At 58.8% G+C, this 23511-nt stretch carries 23 protein-coding genes; 15 read left to right on the top strand and 8 right to left on the bottom strand.

All coding sequences use genetic code 11. The features are described from left to right. The first annotated feature begins 62 nt into the window (after positions 1-62). The 10 genes from CU100_RS24625 (at position 63) to larA (ending at position 10617) form a co-directional block, all read left to right on the top strand. Positions 63-2072, top strand: coding sequence for a PAS domain-containing protein (locus CU100_RS24625; protein ID WP_455363806.1), 2010 nt, complete (start codon positions 63-65; stop codon positions 2070-2072). Between the two features lie 29 nt (positions 2073-2101). After that, positions 2102-2467, top strand: a complete 366-nt coding sequence (locus CU100_RS24620; RefSeq protein WP_106719291.1) for a response regulator — start codon at positions 2102-2104, stop codon at positions 2465-2467. 249 nt (positions 2468-2716) lie between these two features. Continuing rightward, positions 2717-3685, top strand: coding sequence for an MBL fold metallo-hydrolase (locus CU100_RS24615; protein ID WP_106719290.1), 969 nt, complete (start codon positions 2717-2719; stop codon positions 3683-3685). A gap of 142 nt (positions 3686-3827) precedes the next feature. Beyond that, a complete protein-coding gene (locus CU100_RS24610; RefSeq protein WP_106719289.1) occupies positions 3828-4475 on the top strand; it encodes an HD domain-containing protein in 648 nt (215 codons plus the stop codon). A 215-nt stretch (positions 4476-4690) separates the two neighbouring features. After that, positions 4691-5911 carry an ABC transporter substrate-binding protein gene (locus CU100_RS24605; protein ID WP_106719288.1) on the top strand — a complete coding sequence of 407 codons (1221 nt, stop codon included), beginning with the start codon at positions 4691-4693 and terminating at the stop codon, positions 5909-5911. A gap of 75 nt (positions 5912-5986) precedes the next feature. Then, positions 5987-6856: a branched-chain amino acid ABC transporter permease gene (locus CU100_RS24600; protein WP_106719287.1), complete on the top strand. Its 870-nt coding sequence runs from the start codon at positions 5987-5989 to the stop codon at positions 6854-6856. Positions 6857-6880: 24 nt separating this feature from the next. Further along, entirely contained in the window at positions 6881-7879 is a 999-nt protein-coding gene (locus tag CU100_RS24595; protein WP_106719286.1) for a branched-chain amino acid ABC transporter permease, read from the top strand. Next, a complete protein-coding gene (locus tag CU100_RS24590; protein WP_106719285.1) occupies positions 7879-8601 on the top strand; it encodes an ABC transporter ATP-binding protein in 723 nt (240 codons plus the stop codon). Before CU100_RS24595 ends, CU100_RS24590 begins: the two co-directional genes overlap by 1 nt. Beyond that, positions 8601-9320, top strand: a complete 720-nt coding sequence (locus tag CU100_RS24585; protein ID WP_106719284.1) for an ABC transporter ATP-binding protein — start codon at positions 8601-8603, stop codon at positions 9318-9320. The genes CU100_RS24590 and CU100_RS24585 overlap by 1 nt, the downstream gene beginning before the upstream one ends. Positions 9321-9324: 4 nt before the next feature. Then, positions 9325-10617, top strand: coding sequence for a nickel-dependent lactate racemase family protein (gene larA, locus CU100_RS24580; RefSeq protein ID WP_106719283.1), 1293 nt, complete (start codon positions 9325-9327; stop codon positions 10615-10617). Between the two features lie 4 nt (positions 10618-10621). Here larA and CU100_RS24575 read toward each other — a convergent pair whose 3' ends face one another. Further along, a complete protein-coding gene (locus CU100_RS24575) occupies positions 10622-11374 on the bottom strand; it encodes a FadR/GntR family transcriptional regulator (RefSeq protein ID WP_106719282.1) in 753 nt (250 codons plus the stop codon). Between the two features lie 29 nt (positions 11375-11403). Between CU100_RS24575 and CU100_RS24570 the strand changes: the two genes are divergently transcribed. Genes CU100_RS24570 through larB form a run of 4 tightly spaced genes read left to right on the top strand, consistent with a single transcriptional unit; the run spans position 11404 to position 15096 of the window. Beyond that, on the top strand, positions 11404-12408 hold the full coding sequence (locus CU100_RS24570) for an NAD(P)-dependent oxidoreductase (RefSeq protein WP_342588332.1): 1005 nt from the start codon (positions 11404-11406) through the stop codon (positions 12406-12408). 17 nt (positions 12409-12425) lie between these two features. Then, complete coding sequence (locus tag CU100_RS24565) at positions 12426-13625, top strand: nickel pincer cofactor biosynthesis protein LarC (RefSeq protein WP_106719280.1); 1200 nt, start codon at positions 12426-12428, stop codon at positions 13623-13625. Beyond that, positions 13622-14422, top strand: a complete 801-nt coding sequence (locus tag CU100_RS24560; protein WP_106719279.1) for an adenine nucleotide alpha-hydrolase family protein — start codon at positions 13622-13624, stop codon at positions 14420-14422. Before CU100_RS24565 ends, CU100_RS24560 begins: the two co-directional genes overlap by 4 nt. Further along, positions 14419-15096: a nickel pincer cofactor biosynthesis protein LarB gene (gene larB, locus CU100_RS24555; protein WP_106719278.1), complete on the top strand. Its 678-nt coding sequence runs from the start codon at positions 14419-14421 to the stop codon at positions 15094-15096. The genes CU100_RS24560 and larB overlap by 4 nt, the downstream gene beginning before the upstream one ends. Here the strand turns inward: larB and CU100_RS24550 are convergent. The 3 genes from CU100_RS24550 to CU100_RS24540 are packed head-to-tail and all read right to left on the bottom strand — an operon-like array spanning position 15085 to position 18050. Continuing rightward, positions 15085-15828, bottom strand: coding sequence for an SDR family oxidoreductase (locus CU100_RS24550; RefSeq protein ID WP_106719277.1), 744 nt, complete (start codon positions 15826-15828; stop codon positions 15085-15087). The two genes, larB and CU100_RS24550, sit on opposite strands and share 12 nt — an antisense overlap. 54 nt (positions 15829-15882) lie before the next feature. After that, positions 15883-16599: a FadR/GntR family transcriptional regulator gene (locus CU100_RS24545; RefSeq protein WP_106719276.1), complete on the bottom strand. Its 717-nt coding sequence runs from the start codon at positions 16597-16599 to the stop codon at positions 15883-15885. Continuing rightward, complete coding sequence (locus CU100_RS24540; protein WP_106719275.1) at positions 16596-18050, bottom strand: FAD-binding oxidoreductase; 1455 nt, start codon at positions 18048-18050, stop codon at positions 16596-16598. Before CU100_RS24540 ends, CU100_RS24545 begins: the two co-directional genes overlap by 4 nt. 159 nt (positions 18051-18209) lie before the next feature. On the opposite strand from CU100_RS24540, the gene gloA reads away from it, so the two are divergent. After that, the gene (gene gloA / locus CU100_RS24535; RefSeq protein ID WP_106719274.1) at positions 18210-18626 is read left to right on the top strand and encodes a lactoylglutathione lyase; all 417 of its coding nucleotides are present in this window, start codon (positions 18210-18212) and stop codon (positions 18624-18626) included. Positions 18627-18700: 74 nt separating this feature from the next. Here the strand turns inward: gloA and CU100_RS24530 are convergent, their stop codons facing one another. From CU100_RS24530 to CU100_RS24515, 4 genes are all read right to left on the bottom strand, one after another. After that, positions 18701-19669: an ABC transporter permease gene (locus CU100_RS24530; protein WP_106719273.1), complete on the bottom strand. Its 969-nt coding sequence runs from the start codon at positions 19667-19669 to the stop codon at positions 18701-18703. A gap of 9 nt (positions 19670-19678) precedes the next feature. Next, entirely contained in the window at positions 19679-21181 is a 1503-nt protein-coding gene (locus tag CU100_RS24525) for a sugar ABC transporter ATP-binding protein (protein ID WP_106719272.1), read from the bottom strand. A 4-nt stretch (positions 21182-21185) separates the two neighbouring features. Continuing rightward, entirely contained in the window at positions 21186-22217 is a 1032-nt protein-coding gene (locus tag CU100_RS24520) for an ABC transporter permease (protein WP_245419230.1), read from the bottom strand. 102 nt (positions 22218-22319) lie between these two features. Further along, positions 22320-23402, bottom strand: a complete 1083-nt coding sequence (locus CU100_RS24515) for a sugar ABC transporter substrate-binding protein (RefSeq protein ID WP_106719271.1) — start codon at positions 23400-23402, stop codon at positions 22320-22322. Between the last annotated feature and the right edge of the window lie 109 nt (positions 23403-23511).

Raw genomic sequence — 23511 nt, 5'->3', positions numbered from 1 at the left:
CAAGCTCCCATATACCGTTGCTACAGATAGGCCGTAGGTGCTGTCCCGATTCGTGGCGCAGCATGGCGGTCTTATATGCAACAGGATCGGGTTGGGGCATGTCGAAGTTCGCAGGAACATCGGGGGTGGAGAGTGGATCGTCACGATACCCCGATATCGATGCCGTACAGGCGGCGAAGGTGGTCGAACGGATTACCGGTAATGCCTGGTCAACGGATGCCGCCGGCAATTTTATCTATGTGACACCGGCTGCGCGCGGCTTTTTCGGCATAAGCCTGGAAAGCCTCAATTCGCAGCCGGACAAGTTGGGCTGGAGACAGGTCATCCACCCGGAAGACTACGATGCGGCCGCTGTCGAATGGCGCCGGTGCCTGCAAACGGGCGAGCACTACAATGTCGAGCACCGGATGCTACGCGCGAGCGGAATCTATGGCTGGGCGCGCAACACCGGGCAGCCGATCCATGACGGAGACGGCGCAATCGCCGGATGGTACGGCACCGTGATCGTCGCGGATTACGGGACCAGCACCGAAGCCCCCGATATGTCGAAGAGAACCGAGGCCGCACTCCGAGTGCGCGAACGGCAATTGCAGCAGCTTATCGACACTGTACCGGCGCTCATCTGGAGCACAACGGCCAATGGAACTCCGACCTATGTCAACAAGTCCTTCGCGGAAGTGACCGGTGCCACGCTCGAATATATGACCGCGCCGGATCAATCGCCTTCGCTCGGCGTCGTTCACCCGGAGGACAGGGCGGCAGCGCGAGAGGCTTTCCTGCATTCGGTCAAGGCAGGTGTTCCTTACATCCAGCGATACCGCCAGCAGCGTGCCGGCGGCAACTATCGCTGGACCGAGACGCGGGCCGAACCGTTGCGGGATGAATCGGGCACGATCGTCAAATGGTATGGCGTGAGCTCCGACATCCATGACCTGATAACCACCCAGGAAGCGCTGCGCGAGAGCGAGCAACACCTTCAGCAACTCGTCGAGACGTTGCCCGCGCTGATCTATTGCGCTTTGCCGGACGGCAAGCCGATATATCGCAGTCAGCGTCTCCGCCAGTATCTCGGTTTCAATCTCGAAGAAACGGATGGTCTCGGAAAATCCCGGCTGGACGGTACGCTCGACACCGTGATCCATCCCGACGATCTGGCCATGGTCAAAGTACGGTACGCCCACTCACTGGCAACCGGAGAGCCCTATCTGCTGCGACACCGGCTGCGGCGCTTTGACGGCGTGTACCGCTGGGTGGAGACCCGTGCTTCGGCAATGCGCAATGGCGACGGCGAAATCGTTCAATGGAACGGAATCTGTCTGGATATCGAGGATCAGGTGCATGCCCAAGAGGAACTGAGCCGAGCCCAGGAAAATCTCGCCCGCTCCAGTCAGGCCGCCAGCCTCGCAGAATTGTCAGCCTCTATCGCGCATGAGATAAACCAGCCGCTTTCGGCAGTCATGAACTACTCCAGCGCCTGCCAGCGCTGGCTCAACGCCGAGCCGCCCAATATCGACCGCGCTCAGAAAACGCTGGATCGCATAGTTCATAGCGCCAATTCCGCAGCGGATGTCATCAGCCGCATTCGCGCGCTCTTCAAGCAATCGACAGACAAGCGTGACAGTGCCGAGCTTGGCGCCGTTGTCAGGCAGGCGCGTGACCTGCTTGCGGAGGAGGCGGGTCGTCGACGCATTGCTACGGTTATCGAAGGCGAGAGCGGTCTTCGGCTCGTCCCGTTCGACCGGGTACAGATTCAGCAGGTGCTGGTCAATCTCATGCGCAACGGCATGGATGCGATGGCTTCCGTTTCGAGCGAACGTGTTCTCCATATCCGTGCCTGCCGCGCGGGCGATATGGTTCGCGTCGAGGTCAGCGACAGGGGGAGGGGCGTCCAGTTCCCCGACAAGATTTTCGAGCCGTTTTTTACTACCAAAGACCAGGGAATGGGTATGGGCCTGGCAATTTGCCGCTCGATCGTCGAATCGCATGGTGGTCGGTTATGGGCCGAAAAGAATGAACCGCACGGCGCGAAATTCGTTTTCACCCTGCCGCTGGACGTGGCGAAGATGCCGTGACCAGATAGCTGGGCCATAGGGAGGACGATATGAACAAGCCTGTGGTTGCGATCGTCGACGACGACCCGAGGGTGCTTGCCTCATTGGTGGAACTCCTGGAATCGGGGGGGTACGGAACTCGCAGCTTCCTCTCGGGTGAGGCGCTGCTCGCTTCCGGGCTTGAAGGCGTCGATGTGTTGATTACCGATATCGGTATGCCCGGCGCCGATGGATTCGAACTCCGGGATCTTGCCCGGCAGACGAATCCGCAACTGCCTATATTCCTGATCACAGGACGCCATGAAATCGCAGACCAGCAACGCGCCCGGGGCATTGACGGGTTTCTGCGCAAGCCTTTCGACGGGCACACCCTGCTCGCCGCCGTCCGCAAGGCCCTGGACGACCGACAATGCTGATCCGAATCCACACTTTGGCGGGTTTTTCAGGGTCGGTATCACGGCTGCGTTGATAGGTGGCCCCGTTCCTCACGCCAGCTTCGCCTTGGCTAAACCTCTGTGCTTGTAAACGAACAGGTCAGTCTACCCTGTTCTCTGGTGTAGCTTCTCCTCTTCCTTGAGCCAATCGACCGCCCAAATGCGTCCCAATACACTCCGCTGCATGGTTCGTGCCCGGCACGTTCCAATCCCGCAGAACAGGAGCGCATCATGACGCAGGCATTAGCAAATCCCCCAAGGATGGATCAGCAGGAGAAAGACAAGAGCTTGGACAACACCCGACGCGCCGGTCGATCGGCAACCGATGAACTGGTTCCATCGCGCTATGCGGTGAAGATCGGCGATATTGAAGTGCTGGTGATCAGCGATGGGGTGCTGCCCCTTCCGACTAAAATGTTGGGACATAATGCCGACCCCACGGAACGCGCCGCATGGCTGGACCACATGTTCCTGCCTCGGGACGCTTTCGACTGGGCGCTGAACGCTGTGGTGGTGCGCAGCGGCGCACAGGTCATCCTTATCGATGCCGGACTTGGGCTCGATCCGGAATTGAACCTGCCCCGGGCTGGGCAATTGGTGAAGCGGCTGGAGGGAGCCGGTATAGAACTCGGGTCCGTTACCGACGTCGTGCTGACTCACATGCATATGGACCACGTTGGCGGGCTGCTCGTCGAAGGCGTGAAGGACAGGTTGCGTCCGGACCTGCGCATTCACGTTGCCGCTGCCGAGGTCAAGTTCTGGGAGGCGCCCGATTTCACGCGTGTCAACATGCCTACCGGCTTCCCGGATGCACTTCGGGCGGCTGCCAAACAGTTCGCCAAGGAATACCATGATCAGCTACGGCTGTTCGATGAGGAATACGAGGTGGCTCCGGGTGTCGTCGTCTCTCGCACCGGCGGCCATACCCCCGGGCACAGCGTCGTCCGCGTTGCATCCGGCAACGACCGGCTGATGTTCGCCGGCGATGCCGTGTTCGCGGTTGGCTTCGAGCACCCCGACTGGTTCAACGGCTTCGAGCATGATCCCGAGGAAGCTGCGCGCGTTCGGGTCCGGCTCTTGCGGGAATTGGCGGCGACAGGGGAACTGCTGGTGGCCACTCATATGCCGTTCCCGTCGGTCGGCCACGTTGCAGTCGATGGCGATGCCTTTCGTTGGGTACCAGTCTTCTGGGACTACTAAGCGCATATTGGCTTAGGTGCCAGACGGCTACCGCATGCGATCGGATATCCAGGAGATCGCATGCGGCACTTCGAAGGAAAGGGAACGGTGCTGAAGCGCCGCGTGCTCCCCGATTATCACCCTACAGCAGAGAGGTTGAAACATGACTGCGATGGAAACACGCATGATCGCCGGTATTTCGGTTCCCAGAACGAAGCTCGTCGAGCGAGCAATCAACTATGCGCGGGAGGCCTGTGAGCCTTATCTCTTCAATCATGTCATGCGATCCTGGCTCTTTGCGGTGAAGATCGCCGAGGTGCAGAACGCAACGCACGACGCCGAAGTGCTCGCAGTCGGCGCGTTACTGCACGACATCACCCTCAATGACCGATTTGCGGGGCCTCGCCGTTTCGAAGTGGAAGCCGCCGATCTTGCTCGAAATTTCGCGATCGAATCCGGGCTCGATCGACGGCGCGCCCAACTGATCTGGGACAGCGTGGCTCTCAACTCGACGCCTTCGATCGGGCTCTACAAGGAGACGGAAATTGCACTTTGCACGACCGGTATCTGCCTTGATGTTGTGGGCCTCGGCTATAGTCTTATTCCTCGGTCCGAGGTGCAGGCGATTATTGCCGAGTTCCCCCGACTTGGAATGAAGGAAAGAATGACTGCATGTTTTTGCCACATCGCCCAAACGCAGCCGGAAACCACCTACGACAATTTTGTCCGGGATTTTGGCGAGCGTCTGGTTCCCGGTTACAAGGCTTCTTCCTCGGTCGATCTCGTCGCTGCAGCGCCTTTCGACGAGTGATGCGGCGGTAGTTTCTATCGTCGATCCCGGCCCCACAGGTTTGACCCTGGCATCTCCTGGGCCCAGATCATGCCCGACCCAATCGCTCGCCGCAGGGGTGGCTCGGCGCGGGTTCTTCCGCTGCGACTTGACAATCACCGACCGCAGGATTAACAGAGAACATGGTTGTACGACAACCCGGTAAGATTGCAAGATATGGATCGGGAGGATCTATTATGGAATCGACTTTATTGAGGAGCGCGAGCCTCGCGCTGTTCCTCGGCGTACTCACATATCCAGTGCTGGCTGAGGATGCGGCAGAGACAATCAAGATCGGTGTCGTGGCAGCCGAGTCCGGGGCCTTCGTCTCCGCAGGCCACACGCTGCCTGCAGGTGTCAGCCTCGCCGTCAAGGAGATCAATGACGAGGGAGGTGTAAAGGTCGGCGACAAGACCTACAGGCTCGAACTTCTAAAGCGCGATGACCGTACTGACATTTCGACGGCAATCGCGGCAACACAAGAGCTCGTGCGCGACGAGAAAGTCGCGGCGATCTTCGGATCGGAAACCCACGACTTCACACTGGCCATGGCCAAGATCACGCAACCGGCCAAGGTCCTGCATTTCGCCGGCAACAGTACGCTTGCCAAAGTGCTGACGGAGAGTTCTGTCGCCAACGGCGGAGAAGATCACTATCTCTTCCAGACTGAGCCTCAGGAGTTTCAGCGCAGCGGTTCGACCGCGCGCGGCGTGCTCAAACTGCTGGAGCCGCTTGTCGGTCACCCGCTTAAAAAATCCGTGCTGATTGTCGGCAACGACGCGACCGGGCAATTCCTGTCCTCCTATTATTTTGCTGCGCTGAAATCCGAAGGCCAGGACGTTCCGGACATCATATTCTATCCTCCGGACACGACGGACTTTTCGCCCTTTCTTACGCGCGCCAAGAGCCTGAAGCCGGATGTCGTCCATTTCTGGTACAATGGCGACTCGACGCTGACTGCACTTCCCCAGGCGCTGGAACTCGGTGTCGCACCGAGCTATTTCCTCTTCGGTGTCGACCCCGGTATATGGAAAGAGCAAGGGTTGTCGGCAGATGTCCCCGTGGCGATGAGCTGCGTGCCAGTCTGCTGGGGCGAGTCGTCCAATCCGAAGGCCAAAGCATACTTCGACGCGTATTTTGCGGCCGGCGCACCAAAGGGCGTGACGTCGTCCGTGTCGCTGCTCTATTACGATTATGTGCATTTCCTTGCCGAAGCATGGGAAAAAGCTGGTTCTCTCGATCCCGACAAGACGGTTGAAGCGCTGAAAACATTGCACCACAAGGGTGTGGTTTCGGACGACCTCGCATTCAACGCAACGCATCAGGTGACCCACGCCACCGAAGTCTGCGCAGCAGCGCCGGGTGGCGATATCACCTGCGCCATGCAGGAACCGCCGGCTGACGCGCCGAAGCAATAGTCCCCCAAGGACCCCCGGTCGCCCTCGGGGCGGCCGGAACGCTATCCGAATGATCATCTGAACCGGAAGCAGACCGTGGACGTACTCCTGCAACAAATTCTCAACGGGCTCTCGATTGCCAGCGTAATCACGCTGATAGCCGTCGGTGTCACATTGATCTTCGGCCTGACGGGTATCATCAATTTTGCCCATGGCGAATTCCTGATGGTCGGAAGCATTGTGACATGGCTTGCCGTCAGCAACGGTGTCAGCTTCTGGTTGGCCATCATCCTTGCGATGATCGTCGTGGCAGTGATGGGCTTTGCTTTGGAGCGAGGTCTTTTCCGCTTCACCCTCGAGCGGCCGACAAATGGATTCATCGTTTCGCTGGGTTTGATCATAGTCCTGCAGCACATCGTCATCCTGTTCTGGAACGCCAATCAGAAGAGCATTCCGCGGCCCCTCAACACTGTATGGGAGATCGGCGGCGTACGCATCGCGTCCGTGCGGGTCATGGTGATCTTCATAACCGCCGCAGTCGTCGCCATGACGTTCGTTGCCATAACCAGAAGCCGTTATGGCCGCGCGCTGCGCGCCAGTGTCGAAGACCGCGATACGGCGGCATTGATGGGAATTCCGGTTCGCCGTTACATCACAGGTGTTTTCGTTCTCGGAAGTGCACTTGCCGGACTTGGCGGGGGTCTTCTCATTGCATTGTTTCCGATCACTCCCTTCACCGGAGGAACGATGGTGATGAAGGGCTTCGCGGTCGCACTCATCGGCGGGCTCGGGAATCTCACAGGAGCGGTGGTCGCCGGTCTCATTCTCGGCATCGTCGAGGGTCTGAGCGCCGGTTACGGTTTCTCCGGGTGGACCGACGCCTATTCGTTCGGGCTGATGATTCTCGTATTGCTTTTCCGGCCCAATGGTCTCTTCGGCGGGACCAGCGGCCCGAAGATGGCATGAATGAGATATAGGAAGAGTGCCCTGATGCCCGTAAGCAATTCACTCCGATCGCTTCTACCAGTCCTCATTCTGCTTGTGCTGTTTGCACTCGTCCCGCTGTTATCACCGAGCAACCGCTTTCTCTCGTTGGCTATCTCCGCCGGAATCAACGTCATCGCGCTTTACGGTCTGTCTGTTCTCTTCGGCCAAACCGGCATACTCTCGATGGGCCATGCCGCACTGGTGGGAATCGGTGCGTATACGGCCGCAATCGTCGCGCGCGATTTCAACGTAGGGTTCTGGCTCTCCATTCCACTGGCGGGGATCATGGCAGCCATCGTAGCGGCACTCATAGGCGTCCCTTCGCTTCGTGTCAGCGGCCATCATTTCGTCATCATGACGTTTGCATTCGGCCAGTTGCTGTCGATCATCCTGACCAATGGCGGCGACTATACCGGAGCCGCTTCCGGGCTTGATGTGCAGCAGCCCGTGGCCTTGTTCGGTTTGTCGATGGACGTGCTGACGCACTACTATCTGATGGTGGTCTCCTTCGTGGCGTTGAGCGCCATTGCCAGCTGGGCTATCATCAATTCCCGCTACGGCCGAACTCTTCGCGCGATCCGCGAGAACGAAAAACTCGCAGCTTCACTTGGCATCAATGTCGGCCGCCACAAGATCGGTGCCTTCGTTGTCAGCGGTATATTTGCTGGTGTATCGGGTGTTCTGCTCGCTTATTTCCTGCGCCATATCTCGCCCAGCCAGTTTGCGTCCTTCCCAAGCATCTATCTCGCCTTGATGGTGATGATTGGCGGGGCGCGGCTTCTGCTTGGACCCCTGGCTGGCGGAATACTCGTTGCATTTCTGCCGGAGCTCCTGAACCTTGATCCTGTGCAGTCGCGCATTCTCTACGGTGTCTGCCTGATCGCGGTGATCCTGCTTCTTCCAAATGGTCTGATCGCCGGAATTGTCGCCGGCTGGTACAGGTTCTTCGACCGCCGCCCCGTTCAACCAAACGAGCCTGCTGTCGAGCGGGAGGGCAAGTGATGGGTGCACTGCTCGATATCAAGGGCCTGCGCAAGGAGTTCGGCGGCGTTACCGCGCTCGCGGGTGTGGACCTGACCGTCAACGAAGGAGAGATCCTAGGTGTCGTTGGGCCGAATGGCTCGGGCAAAACCACATTGTTCAATTGCGTGACAGGGGTGCACAAGCCGACTGCGGGTACCGTCTCATGGCGTGGCCGGGACCTCACGGGTATCCCGGCAAACGCCGTATCGCGCGCCGGCATCGCCTATACTTTTCAACAGGCCATGGCATTTACCGGCTTGAGCGTTTTCGAAAACGTCCAGATCGCGACGGAGCATTGCAGCAATACACTTGCAAACTTTCCCTGGACGACGCCGGCAAGTCTACTTGAATTCGTCGGCCTGTCAGGGTTGTCCGAGGAAAAAGCAGGCATATTGCCATTCGGACGCCTTCGTTTGCTGGGTCTGGCTTTGGCGCTGGCAACGCGGCCATCGCTCATCTTGCTGGACGAGCCCGCGGCGGGTTTGAACGATCGCGAAACAACGACACTGGTGCATCTGGTTGAACAGTTTCCGGAGCATGGTATTAGCGTTTGTGTCATCGATCACGACATGAAACTGATGCAGATGCTGTGCCGACGCCTCGCCGTATTGGACTTCGGTTCAAAGATTGCCGACGGGCCCACCGCGGACGTGCTGAACGATCCCAAAGTGCTTGAAGTCTATCTCGGAGGAGCGCTGTAATGCTGCTCACCATCTCCGACATGACCACAGGCTATGGCCCGACCATCGTCAACCGCGGCGTTTCGCTAACCCTGGCGGCACGGGAAATCGTAACGGTTCTCGGGCCGAACGGCGCGGGCAAGTCGACACTGTTGCGCACGCTCGCCGGTTTGGTGAAACCCCGAAGCGGCTCGGTCATTTTCGATGGCGCTGATGTCACCGGGCAGGCGCCCGATGTCATGGCGAAACGTGGAATAGTGCTCGTCCCCGAAGGACGCCGTATCTTTACCGATATGACTGTCGAAGAAAATTTGCGGCTCGGAGCTTATACGCGCCGGGACGGGGAGGGGGTCGACGCGGATGTCAGAACAATGGAATCATTCTTTCCGATTCTCGCAGTCAAGCGCCGGGAGAAGGGTGGCTCACTGAGCGGCGGCCAGCAACAAATGCTGGCAATCGCCAGGGGTCTCATGGCGCGGCCACGTATCCTTCTGCTCGATGAGCCGTCGCTCGGTCTTTCGCCGCTGCTGGTCAAGGAAATCCAGGGCATTATCCTCGGTATCGGCGACCGCTTCGGCGCTTCCGTTTTGCTGGTTGAACAGAATGCAGGGCTTGCACTTTCGGTTGCAAGCCGGGGGTATCTGATGCAAAACGGACGCATCGCTACATCAGGACCGATCGAAGAGCTCAGGGACATGTCGCTCATGCGCGAGCTCTATCTTGGCGGCGTTGCGGGGTAGGAAAATGACGGATGAAACAATCACCATATCTTTCGGTCGCGGCCATCTCCCATTGAGCCTGCCAGCGATCGTACGACCGACAATCATCCGGAAGCGAGCGTTGCCGAAGATCGCCGATCAGCCGGCCGCCATCACAGCGGCGCTGAACGAGCCCATCGGGTCCCCGCCGTTGGCCCAACTTGCACGCGGACGCAATAGCGCATGCATTCTCATCTGTGACATCACGCGCCCGGTGCCAAATGGGCTGTTTCTGCGCCCGATGATCCAAGCCATGATCGGAGCGGGGATACCCCGTGACAAGATCATCGTCCTCATTGCCACCGGCTTGCACAGGCCTAACCTCGGCGATGAGCTTGCCGAACTTGTCGGCGATTCCTGGGTTCTCGAAAACGTACGGGTGGAAAATCATTATGCCCGCAACGAGGAAGATCATATCGATCTTGGGCCAACTCGGACGCGTGGAACTCCGGTCAAGCTGGATCGGCGGTTTGTCGAAGCCGATCTGCGCATTGCGACCGGGCTTGTCGAACCGCACTTCATGGCCGGCTGGTCAGGCGGACGGAAGGTGATTGCGCCGGGTGTGGCACACCATGAGACGATCCGCACGTTCCATTCGGCCCGGTTCATGGAGGATCCGCTCGCGGTCCAGTGTAACTTGATCGGTAATCCCCTCCACGAAGAGCAGCTGGAAATCGTCAGGATGCTTGGCGATGTCTATGGCCTCAACACGGTCCTGGATGAAGATCGCGATCTGGTTTGCGTCACCTTTGGTGAGATCATAGCGAGCCATGCGGCGGCGGTAGCTTATGTCAGTGAGGTTACGCAAATTGCGTCGCCGAGGAAGTTCTCGACAATCGTCACGTCGTCGGCCGGCTATCCACTCGACAAGACCTATTACCAGACGATCAAGGGCATGGTGACCCCGCTCGATATACTTGAACCCGGCGGCACACTCATCATCGCGTCCGAATGTTCGGAAGGTTTTGGCTCGGCCGAGTTCCGCGAAGCTCAGGCACGTCTTGTCGATCTCGGACCAGAGCGCTTCCTAGCGACACTTACCGCGAAAAACCTTGCGGAAATCGACGAGTGGCAAACCGAGATGCAGTTGAAGCCGATGCGGCTCGGGCGTGTCGAGCTTTACACCACCGGACTGTCCGGTGATGACCGGATGCTCACAGGCGTTCATATGATTGACGATATCGGCAAGGCCATCGAAAGAAGCATCGCCAAGAGCGGCGATACGGCGGTCGCGATCATACCGGAGGGCCCCTATGTCGTTCCGCGTTTCGCAGCCTGACAGGTCAGCTTTGGCCTGTCCGGGCACGGTCGCGCAGCTCGACGAAGCGGGCGGAGCTTTTGGTCAGATGCGTTCGAACGGCTTTCTGGGCAGCACGTTCATCCTGGTCGCGGATTGCCGACAGGATCGCGCGGTGTTCACGCTGCATTCGGGCGACGTGTTTTTGCCGTTCCGCAGCGTCCATCGTGTCGAACCTGACCCATTGGCGCGGGACCATGGTGCTGCCGAAGGTATCGAACAGCCGGGCGTAGTAGGAGTTCTGGGTTGCGACAAGGATAGCACGGTGGAAGCCGAAATCCTCTTCAGCGCCCGGACCGCCCGCCTGGATGGACTTTTCGAGCGCATCAAGTCTCGATGCCATCCGCTCCACATCGTCTTGCGTGCGACGCCGCGCAGCAAGCCCGGCCGCCTCGACCTCGATACCCATTCGCAACTCGAGGATACGCAGTACGTCATCGATCGATTCAAGGTCGGTCGGTATGATGGAAAAGGATCTGGGCGTCGGATCGTCCGAGACAAACGCTCCAAGACCTTGCCTGGTGGTGATAAGGCCCTTGGCACGCAGCGAGGCCAGAGCCTCACGGACAACTGTGCGGCTGACGCCGGTCGCGGTCATGATCGCCTGTTCGGTCGGCAGGCGCTGACCAGGTGCAAGGTCGCCCGATTCAATCTGGGCAATGAGCGTGTCCACCAAACCACTGCGCAGATTGGGCGTTTGCTGGATCGTATTGAACAGCGTGGTTTCCTGCTCCTTCATAGTCTGAAACGACCTTCGTTGGGACTCGCATTGAGAGATCTCATGACAATGTTGCTATCGCAACGAACGGAAAAAAGCAAAACGGGCGTGGTCCACACGATCACCATCCCTGGGAGGACAGTATGAAAGAAAAGATCGGCTTCATTGGACTGGGAAGCATGGGGTCTGGCATGGCCGCAAATCTGCTTGCCAAAGGCTGGCCGATGACTGTTTTCGCGCACCGCAGCCGCGAGGCGCTCGAGCGGCTGGTCAAGGACGGGGCGACAGAGGCTGCGACGCCAAGGGACCTCGCCCTTGCCTCGGATGTCGTCATTCTCTGCGTTACGGGTTCGCCCCAGGTCGAACAGTTGCTGAAGGGCGTGGACGGATTGCTCGCAGCGGGCAAAGAGCTGTTCATCATCGATTGCTCGACGTCCAATCCCGCCATAACCGCGCAAATGGCAACGGAACTGGCGCACCAAGGCAGCATCCTCGTCGATGCACCGCTGGCCCGGACGCCGAAAGAAGCAGCGGAAGGCACGCTCGACGTCATGATAGGCGGATCTGCAGAAGCGGTGGCGCGGGCAAAGCCAATCCTCGAGGCATTCGCCGCGCGCATCATCCACACGGGTCCGACGGGCAGCGGCCACACGATGAAGCTCCTCAACAACTTCCTTTCGATGGGCTATGCCACAATCTATTCTGAGGCGCTTGCGCTTGGTGCGAAGGCAGGGTTGACGCCTCAGGTCTTCGACAGCGTCATACGCGGCAGCAGGATGGACTGCGGATTTTATCAAGCCTTCTTCGAGTTCGTCCTCAACCGCAATCCGAACGCGCAACGATTTGCCATGGTCAATGCACTCAAGGACATGTCCTATCTCGCCTCCTTTGCGCAGTCGGCTTCCATCGCCAATCCCATTGGCGCGGCTGTCCGCAATTCCTTCGCGACGGCCGTTGCAACCGGGCACGGCGAGGAATTCGTGCCCGCATTGTCCGATGTGATAGCAGCTCTCAATGGCGTATCGCTGACCGGCCCGGCACTATCTGCCGACTGACAGGAATTCAGAATTTCATGGAACTGCATCTCGATCTTGTTGGCGGCATTGCAGGTGACATGTTCGTTGCTGCCATGCTCGATCTGCGACCCGATCTGGAGACGGGACTGATGAATGCACTGTCATCTGCCCCGATGCTGGAGGGTGTAGCGTGCAGGACAGTCAGACATGACGATGGTATCTTGACGGGCCGCCGCTTCCTCGTCGAACGGCCGGGTCCGGATACATCCCACGATCATCATCACCATACCGCATGGCGCGATATCCGGGCGGCGTTGTCGGCTTCGTCGCTTGACGCAGAAACCATCCGCCACGCCATTGGCATATTCTCGTTACTGGCAGATGCAGAAGCGCGCGTGCACGGCACTGCAGCCGAAGCCGTGGAGTTTCATGAAGTCGGCGCATGGGATTCAATCGCCGATATCGTCGCTGCCGCCTATCTGATTGCGCAGATGAATGCAGCGCGCTGGACGTCGAGCGCCGCCCCACTCGGTTCAGGCAGAGTGCGCACGGCGCATGGTATTCTGCCCGTTCCGGCACCGGCAGCGGCCTTGCTGCTCGAGGGCATGCCAACCATAGACGATGGGGTTCCCGGGGAACGGGTGACACCCACCGGGGCGGCCATCCTGCGCTATCTTTGCGAGCAAGGAACGACGTCGTCACAACCCCGGCGGCTTGTCGCATCGGGTTTTGGCTTTGGCACGCGCAAATTGCCGGGAATTAGCAATTGCGTGCGCGTCCTTTGTTTCGAGTCGCCCCCAACGGATGTTGCCGGTAGCGATAAGATCGCGGTTCTGGAGTTTGAAATCGATGACCAGACAGGCGAAGATCTCGCCCTAGGGATTGAAAAATTGCGAGCGCACAAGGATGTGCTCGACGTGGTCCAGACGCCTGTCTTCGGCAAGAGGGGCCGGATGATGACCAGCGTGCGCATTTTGGCAAGGCCCGACGCGGTTGCGCAGGTCGCGGCCTTGGCCTTCGATGAAACCACGACAATCGGCATTCGTCACGCTATTGCCGACCGCATGATCCTGCAGCGCGAAATGGTTGAGACAGAGGTGGAAACCGCGCGCATGCGTGTCAAACTGGTGAAGCGGCCGAGCGGACTGACTGCGAAAGCGGAGGCCAGTGATATTGGCGATACGGCCAACGCAGCGGAGAGGCACAGACGCAGACAAGAGGCGGAAGCGGCAGCAAAGACTGGAAAGAAATCGTGAAGAAGACGCTTGAAGATATACTGGTCAGGTCAAGTCCGTTGACAGTTGCCGTCAGTGGCGGGGTCGATTCAATGACACTCGCAGCGGCTGCGCATCGCCTCGCCGGACGCAGCGGCGTGAATATGGTTCACGCTGCTTCGCCCGCGGTGCCTCCCGAGGCCACGCAACGGGTGCGGGATTGGGCGAGCCGGGAAGGCTGGGACCTTGAGATAGTGGACGCGGGCGAATTTGACGACGTCAATTATCGGAGCAATCCGGTCAATCGCTGCTTTTACTGCAAGGGCAGCCTTTATGGAACGATCGCCCGCTACTCGAGTCGGCAGATCGTGTCCGGCGCCAATGTCGATGATCTCGGTGAATATCGACCTGGACTCGATGCGGCGCGTGACCATGGAGTGCGGCACCCCTATGTCGAAGCCGAAATGTACAAGAACGATGTCCGTCAGCTTGCACGCGAACTTGGACTTGGCGATGTCGCCGAGCTTCCTTCGTCGCCTTGTCTTTCCAGCCGTGTGGAAACGTCGATTCGAATAGAGCCCGAAACACTGGGTTTCATCCATTCGGTGGAAACATTCCTTGCCGAGAAACTCCAGCCCCGGACAGTGCGCTGCCGGGTTCGCAGCACTGGAGTGGTCGTCGAACTCGATGCGCAAAGCTTGCAGTCGCTGACGGTGGCAGACAGCACATGGCTGGAGACGTCGATCATATCGCTCATGCCGCCCAATCTGGCTGGAAAAACCCTTGCCTTCGCGCCATATCGGAACGGCAGCGCCTTCCTGCGGACCGGCCCATCATGACAACGGAAACCGTCCTTGATTTTGACCGGTTCAATCGTATCGGCCTCGATGAAGCAATCTTCTGCGCCGGGAAATCCGTGGAGCAGATCGAAGCCATTCTAGAATTGGCGGAAGAGCGCGGTGCCGGATTGCTGCTCACGAGACTGACGGTGGAAAAGCTGGAAGGTCTGTCCGCCGCAAGGCGTGATGCGATTGACTATTGCGCGGTTTCCAGCACCGGGTTCTTCGGTTCCGTAAGGCGGATCGTTTCACGACGAGCCGTGGCAATAATCGCCGCCGGCACCTCGGATGTCGGGGTTGCGCGCGAGGCAGAGCGAACGCTCCGCCATGCTGGCGTCGAGGCGACGGTGATTGCCGACGTAGGTGTCGCGGGTCTCTGGCGCCTCACCGAACGATTGGAAGAGATACGAACACATCCAATCGTCATTGCCGTCGCTGGAATGGATGCGGCGTTGGCGAGCGTGCTTGGCGGATTGGTATCAGGTACCATTATATGCGTGCCGACATCGGTCGGCTATGGTGCTGCCGAAGCGGGTCGCACCGCGCTTAACGCCATGCTTGCCAGTTGCGCACCCGGCCTCGTGGTCTGCAACATAGACAATGGTTATGGCGCGGCCAGCGCCGCGCTGCGTGTACTATCGAGCTATGAACGGCTGCGCCACTCAGGCGTTTGACCAGCCGCCATCGACGACAATGGCATTGCCGGTCATGAAGGCCGAGTCTGCACTCGCGAGGAAAACCACAAGCTCGGCGACCTCTTCGGGTGTGCCCAGCCGGCCCATCGGCTGGCGCGCGATAAAGGCCGACCGCGCGGCTTCGTAGTCACCCAGTGCTCGCATCCGATCATGCAATGAGGGGCTGTCGACCGTCCCAGGGCAGATTGCATTGGCCCGGATACCTTTGCCGACGTAGTCGAGAGCGACCGATTTCGTCAGGCCGATGACGGCGGCCTTGGTCGTGCCGTAGATGAAGCGGTTGGGCGCAGCTATGATCGTCGAAGCAACCGAGGCCATGTTGATGATCGAGCCATCACCGCGGTCGATCATGCCGGGAAGGAAAGCCCGGATCATCCGGTACATGGCGCGGACGTTCAGACTGACGGAAAAATCAAAGGCATCCTCATCGCAATCAAGAAGGGCGCCGTGATGGACGAACCCGGCACAGTTGAAGAGAATATCGGGTGCAGTCGTTTCGGCGGCAAAGCCGGTGATGGCTGCGGCGTCGAGCACGTCCAGCCGGCGGATGCTGACCCCGGCGACGTCATCCAGCGTATCCAGTCTGGCTTGATCCAGATCAGTGGCTATCACCTTTGCACCCTCGCGTGAAAGCGCCAGGACAGCGGCACGCCCCATTCCCTGTCCGGCAGCCGTTACGACTGCCGTTTTTCCCTCAAGCCTGCCTGTCATTTCTCGTCCTTGAAACTGTTGGGGTTGAAGCAATGCGCCTGCATAGCGATTGTTTCAAAGATCATTGACATGCAGGCCGACACGCTGCGCCGCGCCATTGAGGTGCAACTGCATGGCTTCCTGGGCAGCATTGGCATCGCCGGCGGTAATCGCATCGAGAATACGATTGTGTTCGCCAAGGGTCGTGCTTGCCATGTCATCGGAGCCCTGCTGGTTGCCCGCCGCGAGAATACTCTCGCGCACCCGCTCGGACACGAAGATCAAAAACTGTTCCATGTAGCTGTTGCGGGTTGCCGCGACGACGGCGCGATGAAATTCGAGATCGGCCTTCAACCAGGCGACACTGCCATAGGGCGCAGTGTTCATTGCCGCCAATGCGCTTTTCATGGCCTGGAGGTCGGCATCGGTGCGGCGTTGGGCAGCAAAGGCCGCAGCCTTCACCTCCAGCGCACCGCGCAGCTCGAACAGGCTCTTGAACGCGTCCGCCTGTTGCAGGGCATCGTGATCGATGGTCAGAACCGGAGAATTCGCAACGTCTGCCACAAAAGCTCCGCGCCCTTGCTGGGACCATATGCGACCCTCGGAACGCAACCGGGCAATGGCCTCACGCACCACATTCCGGCTGACGCCGAAGGTGGTCGCAAGCGCCTGTTCGGTCGGCAATTGGTCACCGGGGTTCAGCCGCCCTTGCGCGATTTCGCGGGAGATCGAGCTGGCCACCAATGTCGAAAGATGCGGCCCGCGATTGACCTTGTCGAGCTTCAACGTCATCGATCCGCTATACCCCCAATACTTGAATGTGCCCCTAGAATCCGCCCATCACTTAGAATGTGCATCGGATCAAAAGCGTCCTTGAGTCGGCCCGCAATGTCGAGACTAACTTTATCCACCCGGTCCAGAAACGCCTTTTGTTTGACACGCCCAATGCCATGTTCAGCGCTGATCGAGCCACTGTAACGATCCACCACATCGAAGATGATCGTTTCCGTCTTGTGAAACAGAACCTCGATTGCATCGGGAGTGCTGTTCTGTGGGGGTACGATGTTGAGATGGACATTACCATCCCCCACATGACCATACGTCACGGCCAAGGCCTCTGGATGGTGGTGGGCCAGCGCCGCCAGCGTATCGGTGACGAAATCCGCAAGCTTCGAGATCGGCACTGAAACGTCCGTCCTCAGATAACGCCCGCCGCCACCTTGGGCCTCGACCATCGTCTCCCGCAACAGCCAAAGCCGCTCGGCTTGGGCTTTGCTGGACGCCACGACGCCATCTGCCACAATATCTGCGGCATCGCCAAGGAAGTCTTCGAGGATCGCCTTCAGATCCACCCTGCCACCGGCAGAAGCCTCGATCAGAACGTAAACAGGATAGGGCGCGGTCAATGGGTCGGTAAGCCCGGTACCTGCATTCAACGCAATATCAATACCGCCACGCAGGATCAGCTCGAAGGCTGTCAGCAAGTCGCTGCATTCGCGCCGGGCGCGGGCATAGAGCGCCATGGCATCTTCGACAGATCGTAGGCCGACCAGCGCGGTTTCCACCTGCGTGGGCCGCGGGAACAGCTTGAACGCGGCGGCGGTAATGATGCCCAGCGTACCCTCGCTGCCGATGAACAATTGCTTCAAATCGTAGCCCCGGTTATCCTTGCGCAGGACCTTCAAGCCATTCCACACCCGCCCGTCGCCGAGGACAACCTCAAGGCCAAGCACAAGGTCGCGCGTCATGCCATAGCGCAGGACATTGAAGCCGCCCGCATTGGTTGCGACATTGCCGCCAATGCGGCAGCTGCCTTGCGCGCCGAAGGTTATGGGGAGCACGCAGTCATGCGCTTCAGCAAAGTTTTTGGCTTCCTCAAGAATGCAGCCTGCCTCGACCACCATGGCAAAATCAATGGCGCTGATGGAGCGCAATCGATTCAGGCGTTCCAGCGAGATGACGACTTCACCGCCTAGAGGCGCCGCGACAGCAGCACCCACGAGACCAGTCAGGCCACCCTGCGGCACGACCGGAATGCCTTCCCTGAAGCAGATTTTCATAAGCGTCGAAACATCTTCGACTGTGCGCGGACGTGCAACGGCCAACGGCCGCCCAAAGTGGTCGCCCGACCAGTCACGGCTATAGGGCGCCATGTCCGTCTCAGCGGTCAGTAAAATACCCTCCGGCATTGCTGCGGTCATCGCAGCAAGTGACTTTTTGTTAGAGGGCGGCAACACGTTCATTTCAGATTCTCCGCGACAGCGAAAACAACTGGACAATTATCCCTGTTGCCATGTTATCATACAACTATGGTTTGTAACTTCAAGCGGCAGCCGCCTTGCCTTTTGCCAATTGTTGTTGAAAATCAACATAGAGCGATCATCTACAGGAGGAAAAACACCATGAGCGATCAAAGCACACGCTTTCGAATGATGCACACCATGATCCGGGTTTTCGACCTGGAGAAGTCGATCAAATTCTACACCGAGTTGCTTGGCATGACATTGTTGCGTCGCGACGAGTATCCCGACGGCAAGTTCACGCTCGCCTTCGTCGGCTATGGTCCGGAGGAGAACAACACCGTTGTGGAGCTTACCCATAACTGGGACCAGGCGACTCCCTATGAGATCGGAAGCGGATTCGGACACCTGGCCCTTGGCGTCAATGACATTTACGCGGTTTGCTCCGAGCTTGAACGCAACGGCGCCAGCATTCCGCGCAAGCCGGGACCGATGAAGCATGGCACCACGCATATCGCCTTTATCGAAGATCCCGACGGTTACAAGATCGAATTGATTGGCCTCGATACGATGAAATAGATTCTGCCGGCGGAGCCGCTTCCACGTCCTTGCGGTGCGGCTCCAACAGCTCGTCTGCCCAGTCCTCGTTCTGCTCATTTGATGATTGCGATCTTGCTGCGGTCGATGGTGATGGCCACGGCTGCTATCAGCACAGCGCCAAAAACCACGTTCTCCGCGAAAATATTCACGCCGACGAACGTCATGCCGATGCGAACGATCGAGATTATCAGTGCGCCTACGGCAGTGCGGCCAACGCCTCCGAGACCGCCTGTAATCGCCGTGCCGCCGACGATAACCGCAGCAATTGCCGGGAGCAGCAGCTGGTTGGCAAGGCTGGGCGAACCGCTTGAAAGCCGGGCAGCGAGGACGACGCCGGCGATGGCGGCGAGGGTTCCGGAAAGAGCGAATGCAACAATCTTGGTGCGATCCACATTGATGCCTGCCGCATAGGCTGCCGGTTCACCGGCGCCCACAGCAAGGCTCTGCCTTCCGAAACGGGAGTAGCGCAAGCCGAGATAGCTCGCAAGTCCGACGCCTATGGCGATCAGGACAACAACGGGTGTTCCTACAATGGTGGCATTGATCCAGGAAGTGCTTGCGCGCCCGCCTTCTTCGATGGTGATCGCCCGTCCGTTCGCCAGCCACAACGCCATTCCCGCAACCACGCCGCCCGTCGCAAGCGTTGCCACGAAAGACGGCACGCGTAACCAGACATGGACAACGCCGCTGAGAATGCCAAATACCAGACCTGCCGCAATGGCGACGGGAAAGGCGAGCAGCCCCATCGACGGCAGCAGCTGGGCGAGAATGACACTGGCAAGCGAGGCAACGGCCTGAATGGAGAGATCGATGCCACCAATAAGGATGACGAACGTGACGCCGGTCGCCAGAATGAACAGTACCGCCGTGTTGGACAAGAGCAGCGCCAGGGTTTCGCCGGTCAGGAAGCCGGGGGAACCAATTTCGACGATGATGATGAGCACGGCGAGCAGCGCAGGAGGGATTGCGCCCTGGACCCAGCTATTGGATATCATGGATCTGAAATCGAAAGAATTCTTCATCGCCGCTCCTCAAACCATCTCGCGCAACAGTTCGACCTGATCCGGCTTGTTGCCGCGACTGGCATCGAACTCTGCGGTGACTTCACCGTCGCGCATGACGAGTACCCTGTGCGAGAGACCGATCGTCTCGTCGAGCGTGTCGGAGATAAGCAGGATCGCGATACCTTGAGCTGAAAGGTCCCTGACAAGGTCGTAGACCTCTTCCTTTGCGCCGACATCGAGACCGCGTGTTGGATGATCGAGGATCAATATTTGCGAACCCGCTGTCATCCAGCGTGCCAGAACCACCTTTTGCTGGTTGCCTCCGCTTAACTTGCGGCAGGCAGCATCCGGTCCAGGCGTCTTGATGCGCAGCTTTTTGATCCAGTCGACGGCGAGTTTTCGCTCTTCCTTGTAATTGATCGCTCCGCCGCGCATGACGCAGGAAAGATCAGCGAGCGTTATGTTCTCAGCAACCGAGAGAAACATCACCAGCCCCTCGACGCGCCGCTCGCGCGGGATATAACCGATGCTCTTGCGCACGGCCTGCTCTGGCGACGTGAAGCGCACGGAGGCATCCTTGATCCTGAGCGCACCTTCGGTCTGAGGCAAAAAACCGCCTATCGTGCGTGTGATTTCCTCGCGTCCCGAGCCGACGACCCCCGCGATACCTATGATTTCTCCTGCATGTATCTTGAAGCTCACATCGTGGAAAGCACCGGCGACACCGAGCTTCGATGCCTCCACGATGACTTCGCTGCGCGGGACGCTCTGCTTGCTCTCCTTGTAATGTTCGGTATGCAAACCGCGGCCGACCATGATCTCGTGCAGGGCAGGGGCGGTAACATCCTGCGAGCGGTGCTCGGCCACGACTGCTCCGTCCTTCATTGTATAGACGCGGTCGGATATCCGTAGGACTTCCTCGAGACGGTGCGAGACGAATACGAAGCTCGCGCGGGATTTAAGCGACTTTACCCGTGCAAACAGCACATCGATGTCCGAAGCGCTCAGGACGGAAGTGGGCTCATCCAGCAGGATGACCAGTGGCCGGTCCACACTTTCCTCGAGAGTGAGCGCCTTGGCAAGTTCCACCATCTGGCGTGCGGCAAAAGTCAGTCCAGAGGCGCGAGCAGTCACGTCGATGTCGACGCCGATCTTTGCAAGCTGGCGGCGCGAGGCATCGTTCATTGCCCGCCAGTTGAGAATACCAAAGCGGGTGAACTGGTGCTCCTGCCCGAGATAGATGTTCTCTGCGACTGTCATGTTCAGGAGTAGCGACTGCTCCTGAAACACCATGCCAATGCCATGGCCCGCGGCATCGCGCGCGTTGCGCAGGCGAAGTGGCTGACCATCGAGCGTGAGCGTGCCCGAATCCGGTCGATGCGTGCCGGCAAGAATGCGCATCAGTGTTGATTTTCCAGCGCCGTTTTCGCCGATAAGCCCGACCACTTCATTGGGGCGAATTTCGATATCGACATTCTTCAATGCGTGTGTGCCGACAAAAGATTTGCTGATCCCGTTTGCTGCAAACATGGCGTCACTTCACGATCTTGAGGTTGAAGCGATCCAGCGACAGAGCGACAGCAGCAATAATCATCAGGCCCTGCACCGTCTGCTGAATATACGGAGAGATGCCAAGAAGGATCATGCCGTTGGCAAGCACAGTCACGATCAAAACGCCGACCAGCGTGTTGAGAACGCCGCCTTCGCCTCCGGTCAGTGCGGTGCCGCCTACGACGACCGCGGTCACCGCTGCAAATAGGCGGCCATCGGCAATCACCGCATTGGACTGACCGAGTTGTGCAGCGGCGAGTACACCGGCGACACCGAAGAAGAAACCGGCAAGTCCGAAAGCAATGATGCGCACGCGGCGCAAATTTATGCCGGAAAGTTCGGCAACGTCTTCACCGCCGCCGATAGCCATGATGTGACGGCCAATACGTGTGTGGTATTGGATAACGATTGCGACGGCGAATGCAGCAAGCGCGATCCAGACCGCCAGCGGGAATCCGAGGAAGCGCGACAACGCCAAGGCGCGGATGTTTTCGTCCATTAGCCTTACTGCCGAACCGCCGAGCATATAGACCGAAAAGCCGAGGCCAATGAACCATACACCGAGCGTCGCCATGAAGGACGGTATCCGCAGCGTGGTTTGGAGAAATCCACTCGCCAGACCCATCACCGTGCTCGCCGCTATGGCTGCGACCACGGCTAACCAACCGTAATTGTTGGCATTGCTGTCGTTGGTCGCCAGCAGCACCAGCACCATTGCCGCGACAGACATCGCACCTTCAACGGAAAGGTCGATACTGCCAAGCAGGATGATGAAGGTCATGCCCATGGCAAGCGTCAAAGGCACCGCGGCTGAATTTGCAACGCGTATGAGATTGCGTGGTTCAATGAAATTCGGGTTGGCGATCGCAATCAGGATACAAAGGACGATCAGAACGCCCAAAGGTGCGAACGCACGCCAACGCCTCGCCTTGCCCGCACGGCTCCAGAACGATCGCATCGCCGTTTTCGGCTCCATGTTCAAAATGGACTTCATGGTTTCAGAGTTAACTGTCAACAGACTACATCCCGCGTGAAAAATGGGAAAGAACAGGCAGCGAAACCAACGCCGCCCTTGCAATGGAGGACGCGGCCGGGCCGAGTCCTCGATTGCCGGTCTTCAGGCGCGAATGGCGCCGGTCACCCGGCCCCATAGGTCGTTCCAATCCATGGTCGGCTTGGAGTCGATGTTATTCTTGTAATATTCCTCGACATTGTCCTTGGTGATGGAAACCACCTTGCCATAGAACTCGCGGTGTTCCGGTGGCTGGGTCGCGGGATCGAATTTCTTCATGTGGGCATTGTAGCCGATGGAAAGGCCCATGCCGCCCTGCCAGAACGGATCAGACGTGATTGTGCAGGCAAATTCTCCCGTACGCACGGCGTCGACGGCGGTCTTGATGCCGTCGATGCCGACGATTGGAACCTTGCCGGCCAGACCTTCGGCGCGAAGCGCCTCGAGCGCCCCCGTCCCCATGTCGTCATTGGCCGCCCATACGCCCTTGATGTCATCACCAAAGCGCGTGAGGAGATTGCTGGTCAGGTCAAACGCCTCGGTGGACTTCCAGTTTGCGACCTGAAAATCCAGAAGCTTGATGTTCGGGTTTGCGGCAAGAGCCTCGTCGAGACCCTTTTTGCGTTCGATGGCAGCTGTCGTCGAAATCAGGCCTCCAAGGGCAATGATGCCGCCCGAGCCGCCCATCGTCTTGAAGAGGACCTCGGCAATCTGCTTGCCGCTGGCGATACCATCGAACTCGATGTGCGATACGTAATTCGGATTGAAGTCGCGCGGGTGCAGATCAGCGGGCTTGTTCCATTGGGTCACCACCGAGGCACCGGCACTCTTGCAGGCTTCAACAATGGGGCGGGCATCCGGCGTATCGTTGGGATCGGAATTGAGGACCATATTGCCGCCGGTCTTTGCAAGCATGGCCTTGATGTCGGCAATCCCTTTTTCGCTGTTGCCCTCGGACACAAGCGTAACGTGCTCCAGACCGACCGACGCCGCATAGGCCTCTGCGCCTGTCTTCCACACAGCGTGGTAAGGGTTCGAAAGCGAGCGAATCGAAGTAACCAGCGTTGGCGCTCCCTGTGCCCACAGCCGTTTTGGCATTGCCGCCACTGCCAGGCCAGCACTTGCGCCCATCATCAATGTCCGGCGATTCATCCGGCCGAAATGTGAAATACTAGCCCTGTCACTCATTCCTCTATCCTCCCAATGAAAATCAGATGCTGTGGAAATGCCTCTCCTCAAGGCATGCAATGCAAGCGGAGCTGATGCCTGTAGCCTCCTAATTGTACGACAACCCTCC

It is taken from the genome of Phyllobacterium endophyticum, assembly GCF_003010935.1.
GTDB classification, from domain to species: Bacteria; Pseudomonadota; Alphaproteobacteria; order Rhizobiales; family Rhizobiaceae; genus Phyllobacterium; species Phyllobacterium endophyticum.
This window is presented reverse-complemented; position numbering and strand designations above follow the sequence as displayed.

What these genes read in the sequence shown, in the direction of transcription:
- CU100_RS24625 (WP_455363806.1), top strand. Translation starts at nt 63, where the DNA reads ATGGCGGTCTTATATGCAACAGGATCGGGTTGGGGCATGTCGAAGTTC.
- CU100_RS24620 (WP_106719291.1), top strand. Translation starts at nt 2,102, where the DNA reads ATGAACAAGCCTGTGGTTGCGATCGTCGACGACGACCCGAGGGTGCTT.
- CU100_RS24615 (WP_106719290.1), top strand. Translation starts at nt 2,717, where the DNA reads ATGACGCAGGCATTAGCAAATCCCCCAAGGATGGATCAGCAGGAGAAA.
- CU100_RS24610 (WP_106719289.1), top strand. Translation starts at nt 3,828, where the DNA reads ATGACTGCGATGGAAACACGCATGATCGCCGGTATTTCGGTTCCCAGA.
- CU100_RS24605 (WP_106719288.1), top strand. Translation starts at nt 4,691, where the DNA reads ATGGAATCGACTTTATTGAGGAGCGCGAGCCTCGCGCTGTTCCTCGGC.
- CU100_RS24595 (WP_106719286.1), top strand. Translation starts at nt 6,881, where the DNA reads ATGCCCGTAAGCAATTCACTCCGATCGCTTCTACCAGTCCTCATTCTG.
- CU100_RS24590 (WP_106719285.1), top strand. Translation starts at nt 7,879, where the DNA reads ATGGGTGCACTGCTCGATATCAAGGGCCTGCGCAAGGAGTTCGGCGGC.
- CU100_RS24585 (WP_106719284.1), top strand. Translation starts at nt 8,601, where the DNA reads ATGCTGCTCACCATCTCCGACATGACCACAGGCTATGGCCCGACCATC.
- larA (WP_106719283.1), top strand. Translation starts at nt 9,325, where the DNA reads ATGACGGATGAAACAATCACCATATCTTTCGGTCGCGGCCATCTCCCA.
- CU100_RS24575 (WP_106719282.1), bottom strand. Translation starts at nt 11,374, where the DNA reads ATGAAGGAGCAGGAAACCACGCTGTTCAATACGATCCAGCAAACGCCC.
- CU100_RS24565 (WP_106719280.1), top strand. Translation starts at nt 12,426, where the DNA reads ATGGAACTGCATCTCGATCTTGTTGGCGGCATTGCAGGTGACATGTTC.
- larB (WP_106719278.1), top strand. Translation starts at nt 14,419, where the DNA reads ATGACAACGGAAACCGTCCTTGATTTTGACCGGTTCAATCGTATCGGC.
- CU100_RS24550 (WP_106719277.1), bottom strand. Translation starts at nt 15,828, where the DNA reads ATGACAGGCAGGCTTGAGGGAAAAACGGCAGTCGTAACGGCTGCCGGA.
- CU100_RS24545 (WP_106719276.1), bottom strand. Translation starts at nt 16,599, where the DNA reads ATGACGTTGAAGCTCGACAAGGTCAATCGCGGGCCGCATCTTTCGACA.
- CU100_RS24540 (WP_106719275.1), bottom strand. Translation starts at nt 18,050, where the DNA reads ATGAACGTGTTGCCGCCCTCTAACAAAAAGTCACTTGCTGCGATGACC.
- gloA (WP_106719274.1), top strand. Translation starts at nt 18,210, where the DNA reads ATGAGCGATCAAAGCACACGCTTTCGAATGATGCACACCATGATCCGG.
- CU100_RS24530 (WP_106719273.1), bottom strand. Translation starts at nt 19,669, where the DNA reads ATGAAGAATTCTTTCGATTTCAGATCCATGATATCCAATAGCTGGGTC.
- CU100_RS24525 (WP_106719272.1), bottom strand. Translation starts at nt 21,181, where the DNA reads ATGTTTGCAGCAAACGGGATCAGCAAATCTTTTGTCGGCACACACGCA.
- CU100_RS24515 (WP_106719271.1), bottom strand. Translation starts at nt 23,402, where the DNA reads ATGAGTGACAGGGCTAGTATTTCACATTTCGGCCGGATGAATCGCCGG.